Origin of the sequence: Intrasporangium calvum (assembly GCF_028446585.1) — a bacterium.
GTDB lineage: Bacteria > Actinomycetota > Actinomycetes > Actinomycetales > Dermatophilaceae > Intrasporangium > Intrasporangium calvum_A.
Window position 1 is genome coordinate 1 of record NZ_JAPFQL010000041.1, and the last position, 17,158, is coordinate 17,158.

The window sequence follows — 17,158 nt, forward strand, 5'->3', positions numbered from 1 at the left end:
AGGTGGCGGCGGCCATGTCGCCCCACCTGCCCGCGCCCGTCGACCACATCCTCGTCCAGGCCGACCTCACAGCCGTCGCTCCCGGACCGCTCGAGGGCTCGCTCGCGGCGTTCATGCGCCTGGCGTCCGACATCGAGTCCCGGGGCGGCGCGACCGTGCACCGCTTCACCGCCGACTCGGTCCGCCGGGCCCTCGACGCCGGCTGGACCGCCGCGGACGTCCTCGAGACGATCCGCCGGTCGAGCCGCACCCCTCTCCCCCAGCCGCTCGAGTACCTCGTCACTGATGTCGCACGCAAGCACGGTGTGACCCGGGTAGGGAGCTCAGCGGCATACGTCCGCTCTGACGACGAGGCGGTGCTCGACGCAATGCTCGCCACCCGGGACCTCGCGCCCCTGCGGCTGCGGCGCCTCGCGCCGACCGTGCTCGTGTCCGACGCCGACCCGAAGCTGCTCGTCGACCTGCTCCGGGACGGCGGCTTCTCCCCGGTCGTCGAGGGTCAGGACGGCGGCGTCGTGCTCGCCGGACCGGAGCAGCGGCGGGCCCGGCAGCGCCGCAGGGCGGCCGCACCGATGACGACCCCGGTGGACGAGGCGTTCACGACCGCGCTCGTCGCCGGGCTCCGTGCCGCCGAGGCGAGCGCCGACGAACGGCGCGCGGAGGAGGCAGCCCGGCCGGGGCCGTCCATCCCGACGACCGACCCGGTCGTCACACTCGCCCTGCTGCGTGAGGCGATGGCGGACGGACACGGTGTGTGGATCGGCGTCACCGACCGGCTGGGAGCGACGACGCGCCACCTCATCCACCCACGGCGCGTCGAGGGTGGACGCGTCTACGCAACGGATGAGGCGGGACGGGAGAAGGCCTGGTCCGTGCACCGGATCACCGGCGCGACCCTCGACACCCCCTGACGGCCGCCCGACGCCCACCTGACACCCACCTGACACCCACCTGACACCCACCTGGGCGCCCCGCGCGAGCCTCAGCCGGCCAGGGCGCGCACCACGTTGGACGGGCTGGGCCGCCCGAGGTGGGCGGCCATCCAGACCGACGTCTCGACGAGCTTCTCCAGGTCGACACCGGTCTCGACGCCGGCGCCCGTGAGGGCCCAGACGAGGTCCTCGGTCGCCAGGTTGCCCGTCGCGGACTTGGCGTAGGGGCAGCCCCCCAGGCCACCGGTCGAGGCGTCGACGACCGAGACCCCGTCGCGCAGCGCCGCCATCGTGTTGGCGAGCGCCTGGCCGTAGGTGTCGTGGAAGTGCACCGCGATCCGGTCCGTGCCGATTCCCTTGCGGCCCAAGGCTTCCAGCAGGCGATGGACGTGGCCGGTCGTGCCGACGCCGATGGTGTCCCCGAGGCTGAGCTCGGCGCAGCCGAGGTCCATCAGCCGCTGGGCCACCTCGACGACCTGGTCGACGGGGACCGGTCCCTCCCACGGGTCGCCGAAGCACATCGACACGTAGGCGCGCACCCACATGCCGTCGGCGAGCGCGCGTTTCACGACCGGCTCGAACATGGCGTACTGCTCGGTGACCGAGCGGTTGAGGTTCTTCTGCGCGAAGGTCTCGGTGGCGGACCCGAAGATGGCGATGGCCTGCAGGCCCAGCTCCTCTGCGCGGTCGAGGCCGCGCTCGTTGGGGACGAGGGCCGGGCGCCGCCGGCCGGTCGAGTCACCTCCGGCAGCGGCGAGCCCGGCCAGGACCTCCTCGGCGTCGCCCATCTGGGGCACCCACTTCGCCGGGACGAAGGAGGTTGTCTCGATCGTCTGCAACCCCGCGGCCTCGAGGCGCCGGATGAACTCGACCTTCGTCGCGGCCGGGACGACCGTCTTCTCGTTCTGCAGCCCGTCGCGGGGGCCGACCTCGTAGATCGTCACGGACTGGGGCAGCCCCGTCGCCGCCTCCACCTGTGGGGTACGCATGCGCCCATCCTGTCAGCCGCCCCGCCCCCACCCCATATGACCCGCAACACGCCCGGAAGCGCGGTGCGCCCCTCTGCTGCTTCAGGCCGGAGCACCGCGCTTCCGGGCGTGTTGCAGGAGGGGGGTGGCGTCGGGAACACCGGCGGCCCCCCAGCGGTTGGACGTCACGATGAATGACGGACCCCTGATCGTCCAGAGCGACAAGACGCTGCTCCTCGAGGTCGACCACCCGCGCGCCGAGGAGGCGCGCCGGGCCATTGCGCCCTTCGCCGAGCTCGAGCGCGCCCCGGAGCACGTCCACACCTACCGGGTGACGCCCCTCGGCCTCTGGAACGCGCGCGCCGCCGGGCACGACGCCGAGCAGGTCGTCGACGCCCTCATCACCTACTCGCGCTATGCCGTGCCGCACGCCCTGCTCGTCGACGTGGCCGACACGATGGACCGTTACGGCCGTCTCACGCTCGAGAAGGAGGGCTTCGCCGACTCCCCCGAGGGCACTCGCCTCGTCCTGCGCACGACCGACCGCCCGGTCCTCGAGGAGGTCCTGCGCCACAAGAAGATCAAGCCCCTCACGGGTGAGCGCATCGACGACCTCGCCGTCGTCGTCCACCCGAGCGAGCGCGGCCACCTCAAGCAGGAGCTGCTCAAGGTGGGCTGGCCGGCCGAGGACCTCGCGGGCTACGTCGACGGCGAGTCCCACCCGATCGACCTGGCCGAGAACGGCTGGCACCTGCGCCCCTACCAGCAGCACGCCGTCGACGGTTTCTGGCACGGCGGCTCGGGCGTCGTCGTCCTCCCCTGCGGAGCCGGCAAGACGCTCGTGGGCGCCGGCGCGATGGCCGCCGCCAAGGCCACGACCCTCATCCTCGTCACCAACACGGTCAGCGCCCGCCAGTGGAAGGACGAGCTGATCCGCCGCACGACACTGACCGAGGACGAGATCGGCGAGTACTCCGGCGCCCGCAAGGAGATCCGGCCCGTCACGATCGCGACCTACCAGGTGCTCACCACCCGCCGGAAGGGCGCGTACACCCACCTCGACCTGCTCGACGCCCGCGACTGGGGCCTCGTCGTCTACGACGAGGTCCACCTGCTGCCCGCCCCGATCTTCCGGATGACCGCCGACCTGCAGGCCCGTCGCCGCCTCGGCCTGACCGCGACGCTCGTGCGCGAGGACGGCCGTGAGGCCGACGTCTTCAGCCTGATCGGCCCCAAGCGCTTCGACGCGCCGTGGAAGGACATCGAGGCGCAGGGCTACATCGCCCCCGCGGACTGCGTCGAGGTCCGGGTCACGCTGCCCGACTCCCTCCGGCTCGCCTACGCCACCGCCGAACCCGAAGACCGCTACCGGCTCGCGAGCTGCGCCGACGCGAAGCTCGCGGTCGTCGACAAGCTGGCCCAGCGGCATACGGCCGAACCCACGCTCATCATCGGGCAGTACCTCGACCAGCTCCACGAGATCGCCGAGCGCCTCGGCGCCGACGTCATCACCGGCGAGACGACGGTCAAGGAGCGGCAGCGGCTCTACGACGCGTTCCGCAGCGGGGAGATCAGCACGCTCGTCGTCAGCAAGGTGGCGAACTTCTCCATCGACCTGCCCGAGGCGAGCGTGGCGATCCAGGTCAGTGGCACGTTCGGCTCGCGCCAGGAGGAGGCGCAGCGGCTCGGCCGGGTCCTGCGCCCCAAGGGCGACGGGCGCACCGCGCACTTCTACACGGTGGTCGCTCGCGACACCGTCGACGCGGACTTCGCCGCCCACCGGCAGCGCTTCCTCGCCGAGCAGGGCTACGCCTACCGGATCGTCGACGCCGCCGACCTCTGACCGCACCAGCAGGCCGTATGCCGCTGGGCCCGGTCCCGACGTCGCCGCGCCTCGCGGGGTGCGGGGTTCCCAGCCAACTCCCAGCAAACTCCCTGAAACTGGGGACGTGCCCTCCTCCGCCCCGCAGGCCGCCGAGGCCCGCCTCCTCGTCGTCGAGGACGAGCCCAACATCCGCGAGCTGCTCTCCACGTCGCTGCGCTTCGCGGGCTTCGATGTGCGCACCGCCGACGACGGCGAGACGGCATTGCGGCTCGCCGAGGAGTTCCAACCGGACCTCGTCGTCCTCGACGTGATGCTGCCGGACATCGACGGCTTCGAGGTGACCCAGCGGCTGCGCGAGCGGGGACGCCACCAGGCGGTCCTCTTCCTCACGGCCCGGGACGGGATCCGCGACAAGGTCCACGGCCTGACGGTCGGGGGCGACGACTACGTCACCAAGCCGTTCAGCCTCGAGGAGGTCATCGCGCGCATCCGGGCGGTGCTGCGGCGCACCGGCAGCCCCGTCGACGACTCCGCGACGCTGCGCTTCCACGACCTCGAGCTCAACGAGGACTCCCACGAGGTGCGGCGCGGGGGCCGGGTCATCGAGCTCTCGCCGACCGAGTTCAAGCTGCTGCGCTACCTGCTGCTCAACCCCAACCGGGTCGTGTCCAAGCTGCAGATCCTCGACCACGTCTGGGACTACGACTTCCGCGGCGAGTCGGGCATCGTCGAGTCCTACATCTCCTATCTGCGGCGCAAGGTCGACGCCGAGGGCTTGCCACTGATCCACACGAAGCGCGGCGTGGGATACGTTCTGCGGGTCCCACCCGAGTCGCCGACGGCCTGACAGCGGGGAGCACCGATGCGAGCCCTCACCCTGCGCTGGCGGCTCCTGGGCGTGGCGCTCGGACTGATCCTCGTCGCGCTCGCCTCGACCATCGTCATCCTCGGGGTGCTGCTCGACCGCTACCTGATGACCCAGGCCCGCCAGGAGCTGGAGTTCTACGGCGCGAGCGTGGCCCAGCTGCAGCTGAAGGAGTACCGCGAGGCCAGCCCGGCGCTGCCGAGCGGCTTCACCCTGCGCCTCATCCTGGAGGGCAGCCAGGAGCAGATCTCGCTCGGCGAGGCGTTCCGCGAGCCCACGGAGCCCATCGTCCCCCTCATCCAACCGGACGACCCACGGATCGGTCAGACGCTCGTGCTCCCGTCGACCGACGGGACGATCGAGTGGCTCGCGCTGCCCCTGACCGACGTGCAGGGCGAGGCCACGCTCGTCGTCGCCCTGCCGCTGCGGCAGCTGAACGCCACGGTCAACCAGGTGCTGGTGTTCTCCAGCGCGATCGCGGCTCTCGTCCTGATCAGCTGCGCCGTCCTCGGGTGGTATCTCATCCGGCGCACCTTCCGACCCCTGACCCGCATCGAGGACACCGCGGCAGCCATCGCCGCAGGAGACCTGACCCAGCGCGTGGACGTCCCCGACTCGGAGGACGAGGTGGCCTCGCTGAGCCGATCGCTCAACGCGATGCTCAGCCGGATCGAGCACAGTTTCGCGGCGCGCGAGGCCAACGAGGAGCAGATGCGCCGGTTCATCGCCGATGCCTCCCATGAGCTGCGCACGCCGCTCGCGGCCGTCTCCGGTTATGCCGAGCTCTATCGGCACGGCGGCCTGCCCTCGCAGGACGCTGTCGCCGGAGCCATGGCACGCATCGAGGACGAGAGCCACCGGATGCGCGCCCTCGTCGAGGACCTCCTCACGCTGGCCCGGCTCGACGAGGACCGGCCGCTCGAGCTGCAGACCGTCGACCTCGCGGTCCTCGCTGCCGAAGCGGCCCAGGACGCCCAGACGATCGCCCCCGACCGCGTGGTCACGGTGCGGGGGATCGCCGGCCCCCTGGGCCCCACCGAGCTCGTCGCCGATGAGCGCCAGCTGCGGCAGGTCGTCACCAACCTCGTCACGAACGCGCGGATCCACACCCCGTCATCGGCCCCGATCGAGATCCTCGTCGGCCCGGGCGAGGCCGGTCGCGTCGTGCTCGAGGTGCGCGACCACGGCCCCGGCATCCCGTCGGCCGACCGCCCGCGCGTCTTCGAGCGGTTCTACCGCGCCGACCGGGCGCGCAGCCGCGGCGGCGGCGCGGGCAGCGGCCTCGGACTGGCCATCGTCGATGCCATCGTGGCGGCGCACTCCGGCTCAGTGCGAGTCGAGGACACACCCGGCGGCGGTGCCACCTTCATCGTCGACCTCCCGGCCCACTGACCCGACCCCTGTGCGGCGAGCCTCCCGCGGGCTTCCCCATCGAAAGAGCAGTTCGCGACACGTCCTCCGCGGCGATGCCCCGCGGGAGGTGTCGCGAACTGCTCTTTCGATGGGCTGTGACGGGATCACCGTCACAGGAAGCTCATAGAAAAGACACACCTCGGGCCCAACCTGACGAGGTCTCATCAAGGAAGCACCCGACCTCAAGGAGAAGCCATGACGCTCTCACCGCGCGACACGCAGCACCTGCCCGAGGTGGGCAGGACCCAGGAGATCCCTGCTCACCCTGCTCCCCCGCGCCCTGACCACGCGGCAGCGACGCCAACCGGCAGCAGTGGAGCGTTCGGGCCCACCCAGCAGACGCCGGCCCAGCAGGGCCCGCCCCCCTCCCAGCCCATCGGCAGCCCGTCGCCGTCCGGTCCACAGCGACCCCGCAGGAGCGGCCTCGGGCAGACCGCGGCCGTGGCCCTGCTGGCCGCGGTCCTGGCGAGCGGTGGCACCTATGCCCTGACCCAGGGGGGCGAGCCGGCGGCCACGACCGCGACGACCACCACGTCGCAGAGCCAGGAGGGCTCCTCCCCCACCGTCATCCAGGGTGACGCGGCATCCCCGGACTGGTCCGCGGTCGCCAAGGCGGTCTCCCCGAGCGTCGTCAGCATCGAGGTCGCCAACGGCGCCGGGTCGGGCGTGGTCCTCGACAAGCAGGGTCACATCGTGACGAACAACCACGTCGTGGAGGGTGCCCGCGGCAACGGCGACATCCAGGTGACCCTCTCCGACGGGCGCACCTTCAAGGCAACGGTCGTGGGCACCGACCCGTCGACGGACCTCGCCGTGATCAAGCTCGACTCGGCTCCCGCTGACCTCGCCCCCATCACGCTGGGCGACTCCGACACGCTCGCCGTCGGCAACCCCGTCATGGCCATCGGCAACCCGCTGGGCCTGTCCGGCACCGTCACGACCGGCATCATCAGTGCCCTCGACCGCCCCGTCACCACGGGCTCGTCCGCCGACTCCCCCTTCGGCAACCAGGGTTCGGCCGAGCCGGTCGTCACGAACGCCATCCAGACCTCGGCCGCGATCAACCCCGGAAACTCCGGCGGTGCTCTCGTCGACGCAGAGGGCCGGCTCATCGGCATCAACAGCTCGATCGCCCAGCTCGGCGGTGGCGGGAGCGGACAGGGCGGCAACATCGGCATCGGTTTCGCCATCCCGGTCAGCGAGGCCAGGTCGATCGCCGACCAGCTCATCGCGGACGGCACCGCCGAGCACGCCTTCCTCGGCGTCAGCGCACGCGACACGGTCACCCAGGACGGCGCCGCCCAGCGGGCCGGGGCGCAGATCGCCGGCCTGACCAAGGGCGCACCGGCCGAGCTGTCCGGCGTCCAGGAAGGTGACGTCATCGTCGCCATCGACGGCGAGGCCGTGGACTCGTCGACCGCCCTCGTGGCGCAGATCCGCGAGCGCACCGCGGGCGAGAAGGTCACGCTCACGCTGATCCGTGACGGCAAGCGCCAGGACGTCCCCGTGACCCTGGCGGCCAAGCCGACCACCCAGAACTGACCTCACCGGCCAGTGCCCCGCACCGTTGCGGTGCGGGGCACCGGTCTGCCCGGCCCCGCCCCATCACCGGGCGAGCGCCGAGTGCGGGAGTGAGCCCAGCGGCATACGGCACACTGGCGACGAAAAGGTGCCGCTGCTCGACCAACCTTGCCCCGTGCGGGTTCCGTCTACCCGGCGAAGGCAGCCCCCGACGGAAGGCCCCGCACCTCATGGCAACGTCGCACGACGAGGAGTTCACCGCGTTCGCTGCGGCGAGCCTCCCGCAGCTCCGGCGCACCGCCTACCTCGTCTGCGGGGACTGGCACCGGGCCGAGGACGTCGTGCAGGACGCTCTCATCCGGCTCTACCGCGTGTGGCGACGCGTGGAACGGCAGGAAGCCCTGCTCGCCTACGCCCGCCGCACCACGATCCGACTGCTCGTCGACGAGTCACGCCGACCCTGGCGCCGCGAGCGCCCGACGGCGGGTCACGGCGCTGACAGCTGGGTCAGCGCCTCCAGCGCCGGAGCGGTCGACGAGCGGGACGTCATCGTGCGGGCCCTGTCCACGCTGCCCCCGAGGCGCCGCGCCTGCGTCGTCCTCCGGTACTACCACGACCTCTCCGTCCGGGAGACCGCGGACGTGCTCGGGTGCAGCGAAGGGACGGTCAAGAGCCAGACCGCGCATGCCCTCGCCACGCTGCGGGCCGTCCTCGGCGACCTCGACCTCGTGAAAGGAACCTCGTCATGACCGAGCTCAAGCACCTGCTCGACCGAGCCGCCGACGGCACCGACACTCCGCTGCGGACCGATCCCGTCGCCCTCCTCCACCGAGCCCGGTCGGCCCGGAGGCGTCACCGCGCGCGCGTTGCTGTCGGGGCCCTCTCTGCCGTCACCGCCCTCGCCGTCGCCACCCCGCTCGCCGCGACCCAGCTGCGCGGCGGCCCGTCCACCGAGCCGGGCGCGCTCACTCCGGCGGCGTCGGCGAGCGGGGACGCGACGCTCAGCGAGTCCGAGGTCGTGGCCCGCTGCTACGAGCAGGTCCAGTCCTACAACGCGCTGGCGCGCTGGGGGGCGGGTGCCGGGCTCCCCCCGCGGTCGAAGCTGCCCATCGAGACCTACCGAGCCCCGAACTCCAGGCGATACGACTACCGCGTCGGGGACGTCGCGTCCGTCGAGTCCGCCGAGATGGACAGCTTCGGGTCGTTCTACCGCCTCTGCCTCATTCCCGCGACGGGCCATGAGTCGGATCCCGTGCCATTGACGACCTTCGTGCCGGCGGTCGACGACGACGCGATGATCGCCCAGGTCTGCTCGGAGACCGAGCCGCAGGTCGGGCAGGTCCGCAACCTGCGCGGAGCAGAGGTCGTCGCGGCACAGCGGGGCCCTTTGCTGCTCGCGGCCCTGCTCCGCCAGGGCGACGACTACTACGCGTGCTCCGTCCCGCACCCGGACAACACGGACGACATGGACCACACGATCAACCTGGCGACGCCTCAGAGCCACGTCGTCGTGCAGGCCGGCGTCGAGAACGGCAAGCCGACGGGGCCCGTGGACGCCTACTACTACGCCGCAGGCCGGCTCGACGAGGTGGCAGGAGCCCCCGTCGCAGCGATCCGGATCGAGATCCGCGACCAGCCGACGTTCACCGTGCCCGTGCAGGGCGGGGAGTTCGCCTTCGTCCACGTCGTGCCCGACTCGCCCGGCGGCATCCACGGCACCCGCTACACGCTGCTCGACGCCGACGGTGACACGCTCGGGGAGCCGTCGACGTGGTCGGACGCACAGGGGTAGCCACCCGCTGAACGGCCGGGCGCGGGCACGATTGGGGCCCGCGCCCGCGGGGACCGTACCCTGCTGCGGTGAACCAGTCCCGCGCCACCCTCGACCCGGACGACGTCGAGACCACGTTGCGCGTCCTCGCCGCCGTCCCTTCTCTCGACGTCGACGACCCCGACTTCGAGGCACTCAAGCGGGCGGCCTCCCTCATGTACAAGCGGCTCAAGAAGGACCGCCGCAACGCCAAGACGTGGGCCGAGCGCAAGGCCGACCGCCAGGTCATCGAGTCGACCGCCACCGGTTCGCCGATGCGGATCGACGACGAGACCAAGGGGATCCCGCTCGTCTCGAGCGCAGCCGGCGCGTTCGCGGGTGAGCTGATCAACCCGCGCGGCTGCTACATCTGCAAGGCCGACTACACCCTCGTCGACGCGTTCTACCACTGGCTCTGCCCCGACTGCGCCCGCCGCAGCCACGCCAAGCGCGACCAGCGCACCGACCTCACCGGCCGCCGGGCCCTGCTCACCGGTGGTCGCGCCAAGATCGGCATGTACATCGCCCTGCGCCTCCTGCGCGACGGCGCCCACACGACCATCACGACGCGGTTCCCCAAGGACGCGATGCGTCGGTTCTCCTCGCTCGAGGACAGCGCGGACTGGATCCACCGGCTCAAGGTCGTCGGCATCGACCTGCGCGACCCCACCCAGGTCGTCGCCCTCTCTGACGAGGTGGCGGCCGCCGGCCCCCTCGACATCCTCATCAACAACGCCGCCCAGACGGTGCGGCGCTCGCCCGGGGCCTACAGCCAGCTCGTCGAGGCCGAGTCGGCCCCGCTGCCGGACGGCGTGGCCCTGCCCGAGATGGTGACCTTCGACCGGATCAGCGAGGCCCACCCGGCCGCCATCGCCGGAGCACTCGAGCACCACGCCGTCGCCCACCACGACGGCGAGTCGGTGGCCGAGGCCGTCGCTGCCCAGACGGCTGCATCGCTCACGGCGCTCGCCCTCACCGGCAAGGCCATGACCGCCGGCCACGCGAGCCTCGAAGCGCACCTCGCGGGAACGGCCGTCGACGCCGGCGGCCTCCTCCCCGACCTGCAGCGGACCAACTCCTGGACCCAGAAGGTCGAGGAGGTCGACCCGCTCGAGCTGCTCGAGGTCCAGCTGTGCAACTCGACCGCGCCGTTCATCCTCGTCAGCCGGCTCCGCCCGGCGATGCGGGCGGCCGTCCGGGCCGGAGCCCGGCGCGCCTACGTCGTCAACGTGTCCGCGATGGAGGGGCAGTTCGGCGGCCGACGCTACAAGGGCCCCGGCCACCCGCACACCAACATGGCCAAGGCGGCGCTCAACATGCTCACCCGGACGAGCGCCGGCGAGATGTTCGAGACCGACCGGATCCTCATGACCGCGGTCGACACCGGCTGGATCACCGACGAGCGGCCGCACGAGGACAAGCTGCGGATCGCTGCCGAGGGCTGGCACGCCCCGCTCGACCTCGTCGACGGCGCCGCCCGCGTCTACGACCCGATCGTGCGCGGCGAGGCCGGCGAGGACCTCTACGGCTGCTTCGTCAAGGACTACGAGCCCAGCCCCTGGTGACGCGCCGCCCACCCGAGGACACGTCGGGCGCGGACCGAGCCCAGCGGCATACGGAAGGGGTCGTATGCCGCTGGGCTCCGTCCGCGAAGCCCTGTCCCCGAGCGCGTGGCGGGGTTACCGTCGAGACATGATCACCGCGGTGCACACGCTCATCTACTCGGACGACGCGCCGGCCACCCGGGCGTTCCTGCGGGACGTGCTCCAGTGGCCCTACGTCAGCGACGAGGTCCCGGAGGGCGACCCGGAGTGGCTGATCTTCCGGACCGGCCCGAGCGAGGTCGGCGTCCATCCGACGACCGGGCGGGACGCGACCAGCAGGGCGTCGCGCCACCACTCCATCTCCCTGATGTGCGACGACCTCGACGCCACGATGGCCGACCTCGCTTCTCGGGGTGCGCAGTTCGCGACGGACCCGGTCGAGGAGAGCTTCGGCCGTCTCGTCTTCATGAAGGTCCCGGGGGCGGACGACATCATGTTGTACGAGCCGCAGCACGCCGTCGCCTACGCCCTCGAGGGCTGAGCCTCCCGGTCAGACCTGGCCGACCGAGGCCTGGAAGTCCGCCGCGAACGCCGCGCGTGACGCCAGGGCCTCGCGCAGCTCCGCGTCGGCGTCCACGAGGGAGCGGCGCACGCCCGGCGTCAGGTCCTCCCGGCGGAGCGCCGCACTGCTCAGCGCATCCGTCTCCTCGCTGACCACCTTGGGGAAGGCGGCGAGGACGACGCGCGAAAGGGCATCCTCGCCGACCCAGCCCGACATCGCCGGGACATCGGTGAAGAACCGCTCGACGTAGTCCGCGACCAGGGCGTCGTCCGGTGACATCCACAGGCCCCGGGCGAGGTGGACCATCTCGTAGTTCGACCGGCCGTGACGCCCGGTCAGCTGCTCCCAGGCCCACGCCTTGGCCTCCGCGTCGGGCAACGCCGCCCGGCACATCAACGCGTTGAGCCCGCCCTGCAGGGTGTCGTCCTTGGCTCGGTAGCCGTCCACACCGGTGGCGTCGATGAGCCCACGCGCCGCGAGGTTGCGCACGACGATCCACCGGAAGTCGCCGTCGTCCTCCAGCCCGTGTGGCAGCCCCGAGCCCGCGGCCCACGACCGCAGCAGGGTCTCGTCGTCGGTCGTGCCGGCGAACAGGCGCGCCGCCGCCAGGGAACGCGTCGTCCCCTCGTCGGCCTGTCCCAGCAGGTCGCGTGCACTGCGAGCCAGGCGGGCGAGCGCCGCCGGCTGCGCCTCGCGCGGGAGGAAGTGGGCGACGATGCGATGCTCCGCGTAGAGGGCCATCCGCGCCAGGATCGACGCGTTGGCCTCTGCCGTCCACGTCGCCTCGAAGACGTCGAGGAAGGTCAGCGGCGACACCTCCGCGACGTGCACGCCGTCGATCAGGGACGACCACACCACCGCACGGGCCTGGGCGTCCGGCACGTGGGCCAGCTGGGCCGGCAGGGCCGCGAGGGTGGTCCGGTCGAGCTGGACCCGGGCCCAGGTCAGGTCGGCGGCATTGGGCACGAGGACGGCCGGTCGCGGGCCGCCATCCAGACCGGGGAGCGCGACCCGGTCCTGCGTGACCGTGACCTCGAGTCGCACCAGCTCCGCTCCGTCCGTCCACCCCGCGACGTCGAGAGCATGCGGACGGTCGGCCGGCTGCGCCGCAGGGGGCGTGCGGGTCAGGTGGGCAGCACCGACCCCGGCACGCCCCTCGACCTCCGGCCCGGGCTCCATCTCGACGGCGATCGTGTCGCGCCCGGCCGTGAGCAGCCACGCAGCGGACCACGCCCCGAGGTCGCGCCCGCTGGCCCGCTCGATCGCCCCGAGGAAGTCGGCCAGGGTCCCGTTGCCGTAGGCCGTCTCCGAGAGATAGAACCGCACTCCTGCGACGAACGCGTCGTCCCCGACGAAGGAGATGAGCTGACGCAGCACCGCGGCGCCCTTGGCGTAGGAGATGCCGTCGAAGTTCTGCAGCGCGCTCTGGGCATCGAGCGCCTCCACGCCGGCGACCGGGTGGGTCGAGGGCGACCGCTCCGCGCCGTAGCCCCACACCTTGCGGACGATGGACGAGTCGACCCAGGCGTCGGTGTAGTCGGTTGCGTCGACGAGACAGCGGTGGGACATGTACTCGGCGAAGGACTCGTTGAGCCACAGGTCGTCCCACCAGCGCATGGTGACGAGGTCCCCGAACCACATGTGCGACATCTCGTGGCTGACCGTGTTGGCGCGGCTCAGCAGCTCGTCGCGCGTCGCCGCCCCGCGGAAGAGGTACTGGTCGCGCAGCGTGACGCAGCCCGGGTTCTCCATCGCGCCCGCGTTGAACTCGGGCACGAAGACCTGGTGGTACTCGTCGAACGGGTAGCGGATCCCGAACAGCTCATGGAAGTAGTCGAAGGACCGGCGCGTCACCTCGAACAGCTCGGCGGCGTGGCGCTCGAGTGGCTCCCGGAGCGAGGCCCGGGCGTGCAGACCGAGCGGGATGCCATCGTGCTCGTCGCGCACCGAGACGTAGGGGCCGGCGCACACGGTGACGAAGTACGTGGCCAGCGGCTTGGTGCTCGCCAGGCGCCACTGGCCCGGCGCGACCTCGCTGGCGGCGCCGTTGCCCAGCACGACCCAGTCGCGGGGCGCCCTCACGGTGACGTCGTAGGGGGCCTTGAGGTCCGGCTGGTCGAAGCAGGCGTAGACGGTCGGGGCGGCGTCGAGGAAGAGGTGCCCGTAGACGTAGTCGCGCCGGTCGGCCGGGTCGGTCGCCCGGTGCAGGCCCTGGCCGTCGTGGCTGTAGGCCATCGTCGCCCGGACCACGAGGTGGTTCTCGGCAGCCAGGCCCGGCAGCGTCAGGCGCCCGTCCCGAATGGCCGCAGTGTCGAGGCGCCGGCCGTTGAGGGTGATCTCCTCGACCGACCGGGCGCGAACGTCGACCCAGCTGTCGGCACCCGGCGAGCCACAGGTGAAGGTGATGCCGGAGACCGAGCCGAACACCTGGTCACCGCGGTCGAGATCGAGCTCGACGGCATACGACTGCACGGTGATCAGCTCGGCCCGATCGCGGGCCTCGGCCAGGGTGAGACTACGCATGAGGGCGAGCCTGCCAGATCAGCAGGGTCGTCATGGCAACCAAGGCCGGCAACCTGTGGATCAGTAGCGCTGCGGTCCCCCGGCCAGGTTCACCAGCGGGCCTCTTCCCTCCGCTCCGGGCCTCGCTCGTTCCTCGCTCGTTTCCTCACTGCGGTCGGCCCGCCATCCCCTCGAGGCGGGCGATCCGGTCCCCCATCGGTGGGTGCGTCGCGAAGAAGCGGGACACGTCCTGCGCGCGGAACGGGTTGGCGATCATCATGTGGCTCGCGTTGACGATCTGGGGTTGCGGCGCGAGCGGGGCCCGCGCCACCCCGGCCTCGAGCTTGCGCAGCGCGGATGCGAGCGCGATCGGGTCGCCGGTCAGCCGGGCGCCGTCCTCGTCCGCGTCGTACTCGCGGGTGCGGCTGATCGCGAGCTGGATCATCATCGCGGCCATCGGCGCCAGGAAGGACATCGCGAGGAGCGCGATCGGGTTGGGCCGGTCCTCGTCGGAGCCGCCGAACATGCTCGTGAACATCAGCATCTGGCCGATCGAGGTGATCACGCCGGCGATCGCGGCGGCGACGGAGCTGGTGAGGATGTCGCGGTTGTAGACGTGCATCAGCTCGTGCCCGAGCACGCCACGTAGCTCCCGCTCGTCGAGGAGGCCGAGGATGCCCTCGGTGCAGCAGACGGCGGCGTTCTGCGGGTTGCGGCCCGTGGCGAAGGCGTTCGGCGCCTGTGTCGGCGACACGTAGAGCCTCGGCATCGGCTTGCCCGCGGCGGTCGACAGCTCGCGGACGATGCGATACATGACCGGCGCCTGCGCCTCCGAGACCGGGTAGGCGTGCATGGCGCGGATCGCGAGCTTGTCGGAGTTCCAGTAGCCGTAGGCCGTCGTGGCGACACCGATGAGCGCAAAGAGCCAGATGTAGCGGCCGTTGCCGATGAGGGCGCCGATCCCGAGCAGCAGGGCCCAGATGGCGCCGAAGAGGGCAGCCGTCTTGAGTCCGTTGAAGTGCCTGTGCATGTCGGTGGAACGAGCGGTGGCCGGCACGTGTTCCTGAACGTTGCCTGAGAAACCAGCAGGCCGTATGCCGCTGGGCTCGCTCGCTCGGGCGCGCTCACCGGCGCTCCACCGCGGTCTTCAGGCCGCTGCCCGCCGCCGGCTGGTCCGGAATGTGGTCGGTCGACCGACACCGGAGTCGAGGGGCGTTGTGGTGGAACTTATTGGAGCACAGACCGATTCGACAGATCGAAGGCTGGTTCGCGATGGTGACGAGAAGGGCGCCGGCGTGGCTCTGGTCACAAAGGGCCTTGCTGATTTCTCAACTACTACATGTAGTAGTAGTGTTCTTCTTGCCAGGGGAAACCAGGGATCAGGGAACCAGGGAATGGGAGCCCCTCCCACACACTAGGAGTTTTTCGCGATGCGCAAATTCATTGACCAGCTCATCTCTTGGACCGGCCTCGTCCTCGCTGTGGTCCTGCTTGTCGCCGGCGGACTGCTGACCTACGCCAGCAGCTTCGTCAACCAGAACGTGTCCGACCAGCTCAGCCAGCAGCGCATCACCATGCCGGCGGCAGAGCGCCTGGAGACGCAGGAGCAGAAGGATGCCCTCCTCCAGTACGCCGGTCAGGAGATGACCACGGGCGACCAGGCCAAGGCCTTCGCCGACCAGTACATCCTCGTCCACATGAACGCCGCCTCGGACAACCGCACCTACGAAGAGGTTTCCGGCGAGTTCATCAAGCTCTCCAAGGACCCCAACGCCAACGCTGACGAGGTCAAGGCCCTCGGCGACCTGCGCCAGACGCTCTTCATGGGCAACACGCTGCGCGGCATGCTCCTCCAGGCCTACGCCTTCGGCACCATGGCCAAGATCGCCAGCATCGCAGCCATCGGCGCCTTCGTCGCCGCAGGTGTCCTCCTGGTCCTCGCGCTCCTCGGCTTCCGCCACTCGAAGACCGCCAAGGACGTCCTCCCCTCCGGTAGCGTCCGGGAGCCGGCTCGGGTCTGACCCGACCGGAGACCCGCCGGGCCCTCGGGACCGGCAGGGACACAGTCACCACCAGCAGAGCCAGCCCCGCTGTCGCCACCAGCGGGGCTGGCTTCTGCCATCCCGCACCAGGGTTCAGCGCCCGGACGCCTCCGTCGGCGTTAGCGTGAACGCATGCTGCCGTGGTCCACCGAACTCTCCGGACGCATCGACGAGCACCTCTTCGAGAGTGTGCTGCTGCGGGACAACCCGCTGGGCGACCCGCACGAGCGGCCGCTCTGGGTCTACGTCCCGCCCGGCTACGACGCCGAGCCGGAGCGCCGCTACGCGAGCGTCTACGTCATCCAGGGCTACACCGGCCAGATCACCATGTGGCGCAACCGGACTCCTTTCCGCCAGCCCTTCGTCGAGACCGCCGACGCCGTCTTCGCGAGCGGTGAAGCACCGCCGACCATCGTCGTCTACGTCGACGCCTGGACTGCCTACGGCGGCAGCCAGTTCGTCGACTCGCCCGGCACCGGTCGCTATCACTCCTACCTCTGCGACGAGGTGGTCCCCTTCGTCGACGAGCACTATCGGACGCTCGATGCCCCGGAGCACCGAGCCATCAGCGGCAAGTCGAGCGGCGGGTTCGGCGCCATGATCACGCCGATGCTCCGCCCGGACCTCTTCAAGTCCTTCGCGACCCACTCCGGTGACGCGCTCTACGAGTACTGCTACCTGCCCGACTTCGCGAAGGCGGTCCGGCTGCTGCGCGGCTACGACGGGGACATCAAGGTCTGGTGGGACGACTTCCGGTCGCGGACGGCGTTCACCAAGGAGGGCGACGAGACGCTGCTCATGCTTCTCGGCGTGGCGGCCTGCTTCTCCGCGGACGCCGGTGGCACCCCTCAGCTGCCGCTGGATCCGCGGACCGGGCGGCTCATCCCCGAACGTTGGCAGCGCTGGCTGGACTGGGACCCCGTGCGGATGGTCGAGCGCCATGCCGAGGTGGTCCGGTCGTGGCAGGCGGTGTGGATCGACGCCGGGACCCGGGACGAGTGGTTCCTGGACCTCGGCGCCCAGGCGTTCGAAGCCGAGCTGCGTCGAGTTGGCCTGGCGGAGGACCGGATTCACTTCGAGACGTTCGATGCCGGGCACGGGGCCATCGACTACCGCTACCCGCTCGCGCTCGCCTGGCTCGCCCAGCGGATCGCGCCCGACGGATCCTAGGCCG

The 17,158-nt window shown here is 71.3% G+C and carries 14 protein-coding genes; 11 read left to right on the forward strand and 3 right to left on the reverse strand.

From position 1 onward, the window contains the following. A partial coding sequence (locus OO014_RS10625; RefSeq protein ID WP_272462289.1) for a helicase-associated domain-containing protein occupies positions 1-911 on the forward strand: 911 nt, incomplete at its 5' end. A 71-nt stretch (positions 912-982) separates the two neighbouring features. Here the strand turns inward: OO014_RS10625 and OO014_RS10630 are convergent. Next, positions 983-1,921, reverse strand: a complete 939-nt coding sequence (locus OO014_RS10630) for a hydroxymethylglutaryl-CoA lyase (protein ID WP_272462290.1) — start codon at positions 1,919-1,921, stop codon at positions 983-985. A gap of 169 nt (positions 1,922-2,090) precedes the next feature. Here OO014_RS10630 and OO014_RS10635 point away from each other — a divergent pair, with 169 nt between their 5' ends. The 8 genes from OO014_RS10635 to OO014_RS10670 all read left to right on the forward strand — a co-directional run bounded on the left by OO014_RS10635 (position 2,091) and on the right by OO014_RS10670 (position 11,419). Then, positions 2,091-3,743 carry a DNA repair helicase XPB gene (locus OO014_RS10635; RefSeq protein ID WP_272462291.1) on the forward strand — a complete coding sequence of 551 codons (1,653 nt, stop codon included), beginning with the start codon at positions 2,091-2,093 and terminating at the stop codon, positions 3,741-3,743. Positions 3,744-3,849: 106 nt separating this feature from the next. Then, a complete protein-coding gene (locus OO014_RS10640) occupies positions 3,850-4,572 on the forward strand; it encodes a response regulator transcription factor (protein WP_272462292.1) in 723 nt (240 codons plus the stop codon). A gap of 15 nt (positions 4,573-4,587) precedes the next feature. Further along, complete coding sequence (locus OO014_RS10645; RefSeq protein ID WP_272462293.1) at positions 4,588-5,982, forward strand: sensor histidine kinase; 1,395 nt, start codon at positions 4,588-4,590, stop codon at positions 5,980-5,982. A 216-nt stretch (positions 5,983-6,198) separates the two neighbouring features. Further along, positions 6,199-7,545 (forward strand): trypsin-like peptidase domain-containing protein, encoded by a 1,347-nt coding sequence (locus OO014_RS10650; RefSeq protein ID WP_272462294.1) that lies wholly within the window; start codon positions 6,199-6,201, stop codon positions 7,543-7,545. Between the two features lie 209 nt (positions 7,546-7,754). Next, positions 7,755-8,273: a SigE family RNA polymerase sigma factor gene (locus OO014_RS10655; protein WP_272462295.1), complete on the forward strand. Its 519-nt coding sequence runs from the start codon at positions 7,755-7,757 to the stop codon at positions 8,271-8,273. Then, entirely contained in the window at positions 8,270-9,316 is a 1,047-nt protein-coding gene (locus OO014_RS10660) for a hypothetical protein (RefSeq protein WP_272462296.1), read from the forward strand. The genes OO014_RS10655 and OO014_RS10660 overlap by 4 nt, the downstream gene beginning before the upstream one ends. Positions 9,317-9,384: 68 nt before the next feature. Continuing rightward, entirely contained in the window at positions 9,385-10,899 is a 1,515-nt protein-coding gene (locus tag OO014_RS10665; protein ID WP_272462297.1) for an SDR family NAD(P)-dependent oxidoreductase, read from the forward strand. A gap of 127 nt (positions 10,900-11,026) precedes the next feature. Beyond that, entirely contained in the window at positions 11,027-11,419 is a 393-nt protein-coding gene (locus tag OO014_RS10670; protein ID WP_272462298.1) for a VOC family protein, read from the forward strand. A gap of 9 nt (positions 11,420-11,428) precedes the next feature. On the opposite strand, the gene pepN is transcribed toward OO014_RS10670, so the two are convergent. Both pepN and htpX read right to left on the reverse strand, forming a co-directional pair. After that, the gene (gene pepN, locus OO014_RS10675) at positions 11,429-13,963 is read right to left on the reverse strand and encodes an aminopeptidase N (protein WP_272462299.1); all 2,535 of its coding nucleotides are present in this window, start codon (positions 13,961-13,963) and stop codon (positions 11,429-11,431) included. A 145-nt stretch (positions 13,964-14,108) separates the two neighbouring features. Next, a complete protein-coding gene (htpX, locus tag OO014_RS10680) occupies positions 14,109-14,972 on the reverse strand; it encodes a zinc metalloprotease HtpX (protein WP_272462300.1) in 864 nt (287 codons plus the stop codon). A gap of 400 nt (positions 14,973-15,372) precedes the next feature. Here htpX and OO014_RS10685 point away from each other — a divergent pair, with 400 nt between their 5' ends. Together OO014_RS10685 and OO014_RS10690 are read left to right on the forward strand one after the other, a co-directional pair. Beyond that, the gene (locus OO014_RS10685) at positions 15,373-15,963 is read left to right on the forward strand and encodes a hypothetical protein (protein ID WP_272462301.1); all 591 of its coding nucleotides are present in this window, start codon (positions 15,373-15,375) and stop codon (positions 15,961-15,963) included. A gap of 153 nt (positions 15,964-16,116) precedes the next feature. Continuing rightward, entirely contained in the window at positions 16,117-17,154 is a 1,038-nt protein-coding gene (locus OO014_RS10690; RefSeq protein ID WP_272462302.1) for an alpha/beta hydrolase-fold protein, read from the forward strand. The last annotated feature ends 4 nt before the right edge of the window (positions 17,155-17,158 follow it).

Excerpts from the sequence above, each read along its gene's own strand:
- OO014_RS10630 (WP_272462290.1), bottom strand. The coding sequence starts at position 1,921 with ATGCGTACCCCACAGGTGGAGGCGGCGACGGGGCTGCCCCAGTCCGTG.
- OO014_RS10635 (WP_272462291.1), top strand. The coding sequence starts at position 2,091 with ATGAATGACGGACCCCTGATCGTCCAGAGCGACAAGACGCTGCTCCTC.
- OO014_RS10645 (WP_272462293.1), top strand. The coding sequence starts at position 4,588 with ATGCGAGCCCTCACCCTGCGCTGGCGGCTCCTGGGCGTGGCGCTCGGA.
- OO014_RS10650 (WP_272462294.1), top strand. The coding sequence starts at position 6,199 with ATGACGCTCTCACCGCGCGACACGCAGCACCTGCCCGAGGTGGGCAGG.
- OO014_RS10655 (WP_272462295.1), top strand. The coding sequence starts at position 7,755 with ATGGCAACGTCGCACGACGAGGAGTTCACCGCGTTCGCTGCGGCGAGC.
- OO014_RS10660 (WP_272462296.1), top strand. The coding sequence starts at position 8,270 with ATGACCGAGCTCAAGCACCTGCTCGACCGAGCCGCCGACGGCACCGAC.
- OO014_RS10670 (WP_272462298.1), top strand. The coding sequence starts at position 11,027 with ATGATCACCGCGGTGCACACGCTCATCTACTCGGACGACGCGCCGGCC.
- pepN (WP_272462299.1), bottom strand. The coding sequence starts at position 13,963 with ATGCGTAGTCTCACCCTGGCCGAGGCCCGCGATCGGGCCGAGCTGATC.
- htpX (WP_272462300.1), bottom strand. The coding sequence starts at position 14,972 with ATGCACAGGCACTTCAACGGACTCAAGACGGCTGCCCTCTTCGGCGCC.
- OO014_RS10685 (WP_272462301.1), top strand. The coding sequence starts at position 15,373 with ATGCGCAAATTCATTGACCAGCTCATCTCTTGGACCGGCCTCGTCCTC.
- OO014_RS10690 (WP_272462302.1), top strand. The coding sequence starts at position 16,117 with ATGCTGCCGTGGTCCACCGAACTCTCCGGACGCATCGACGAGCACCTC.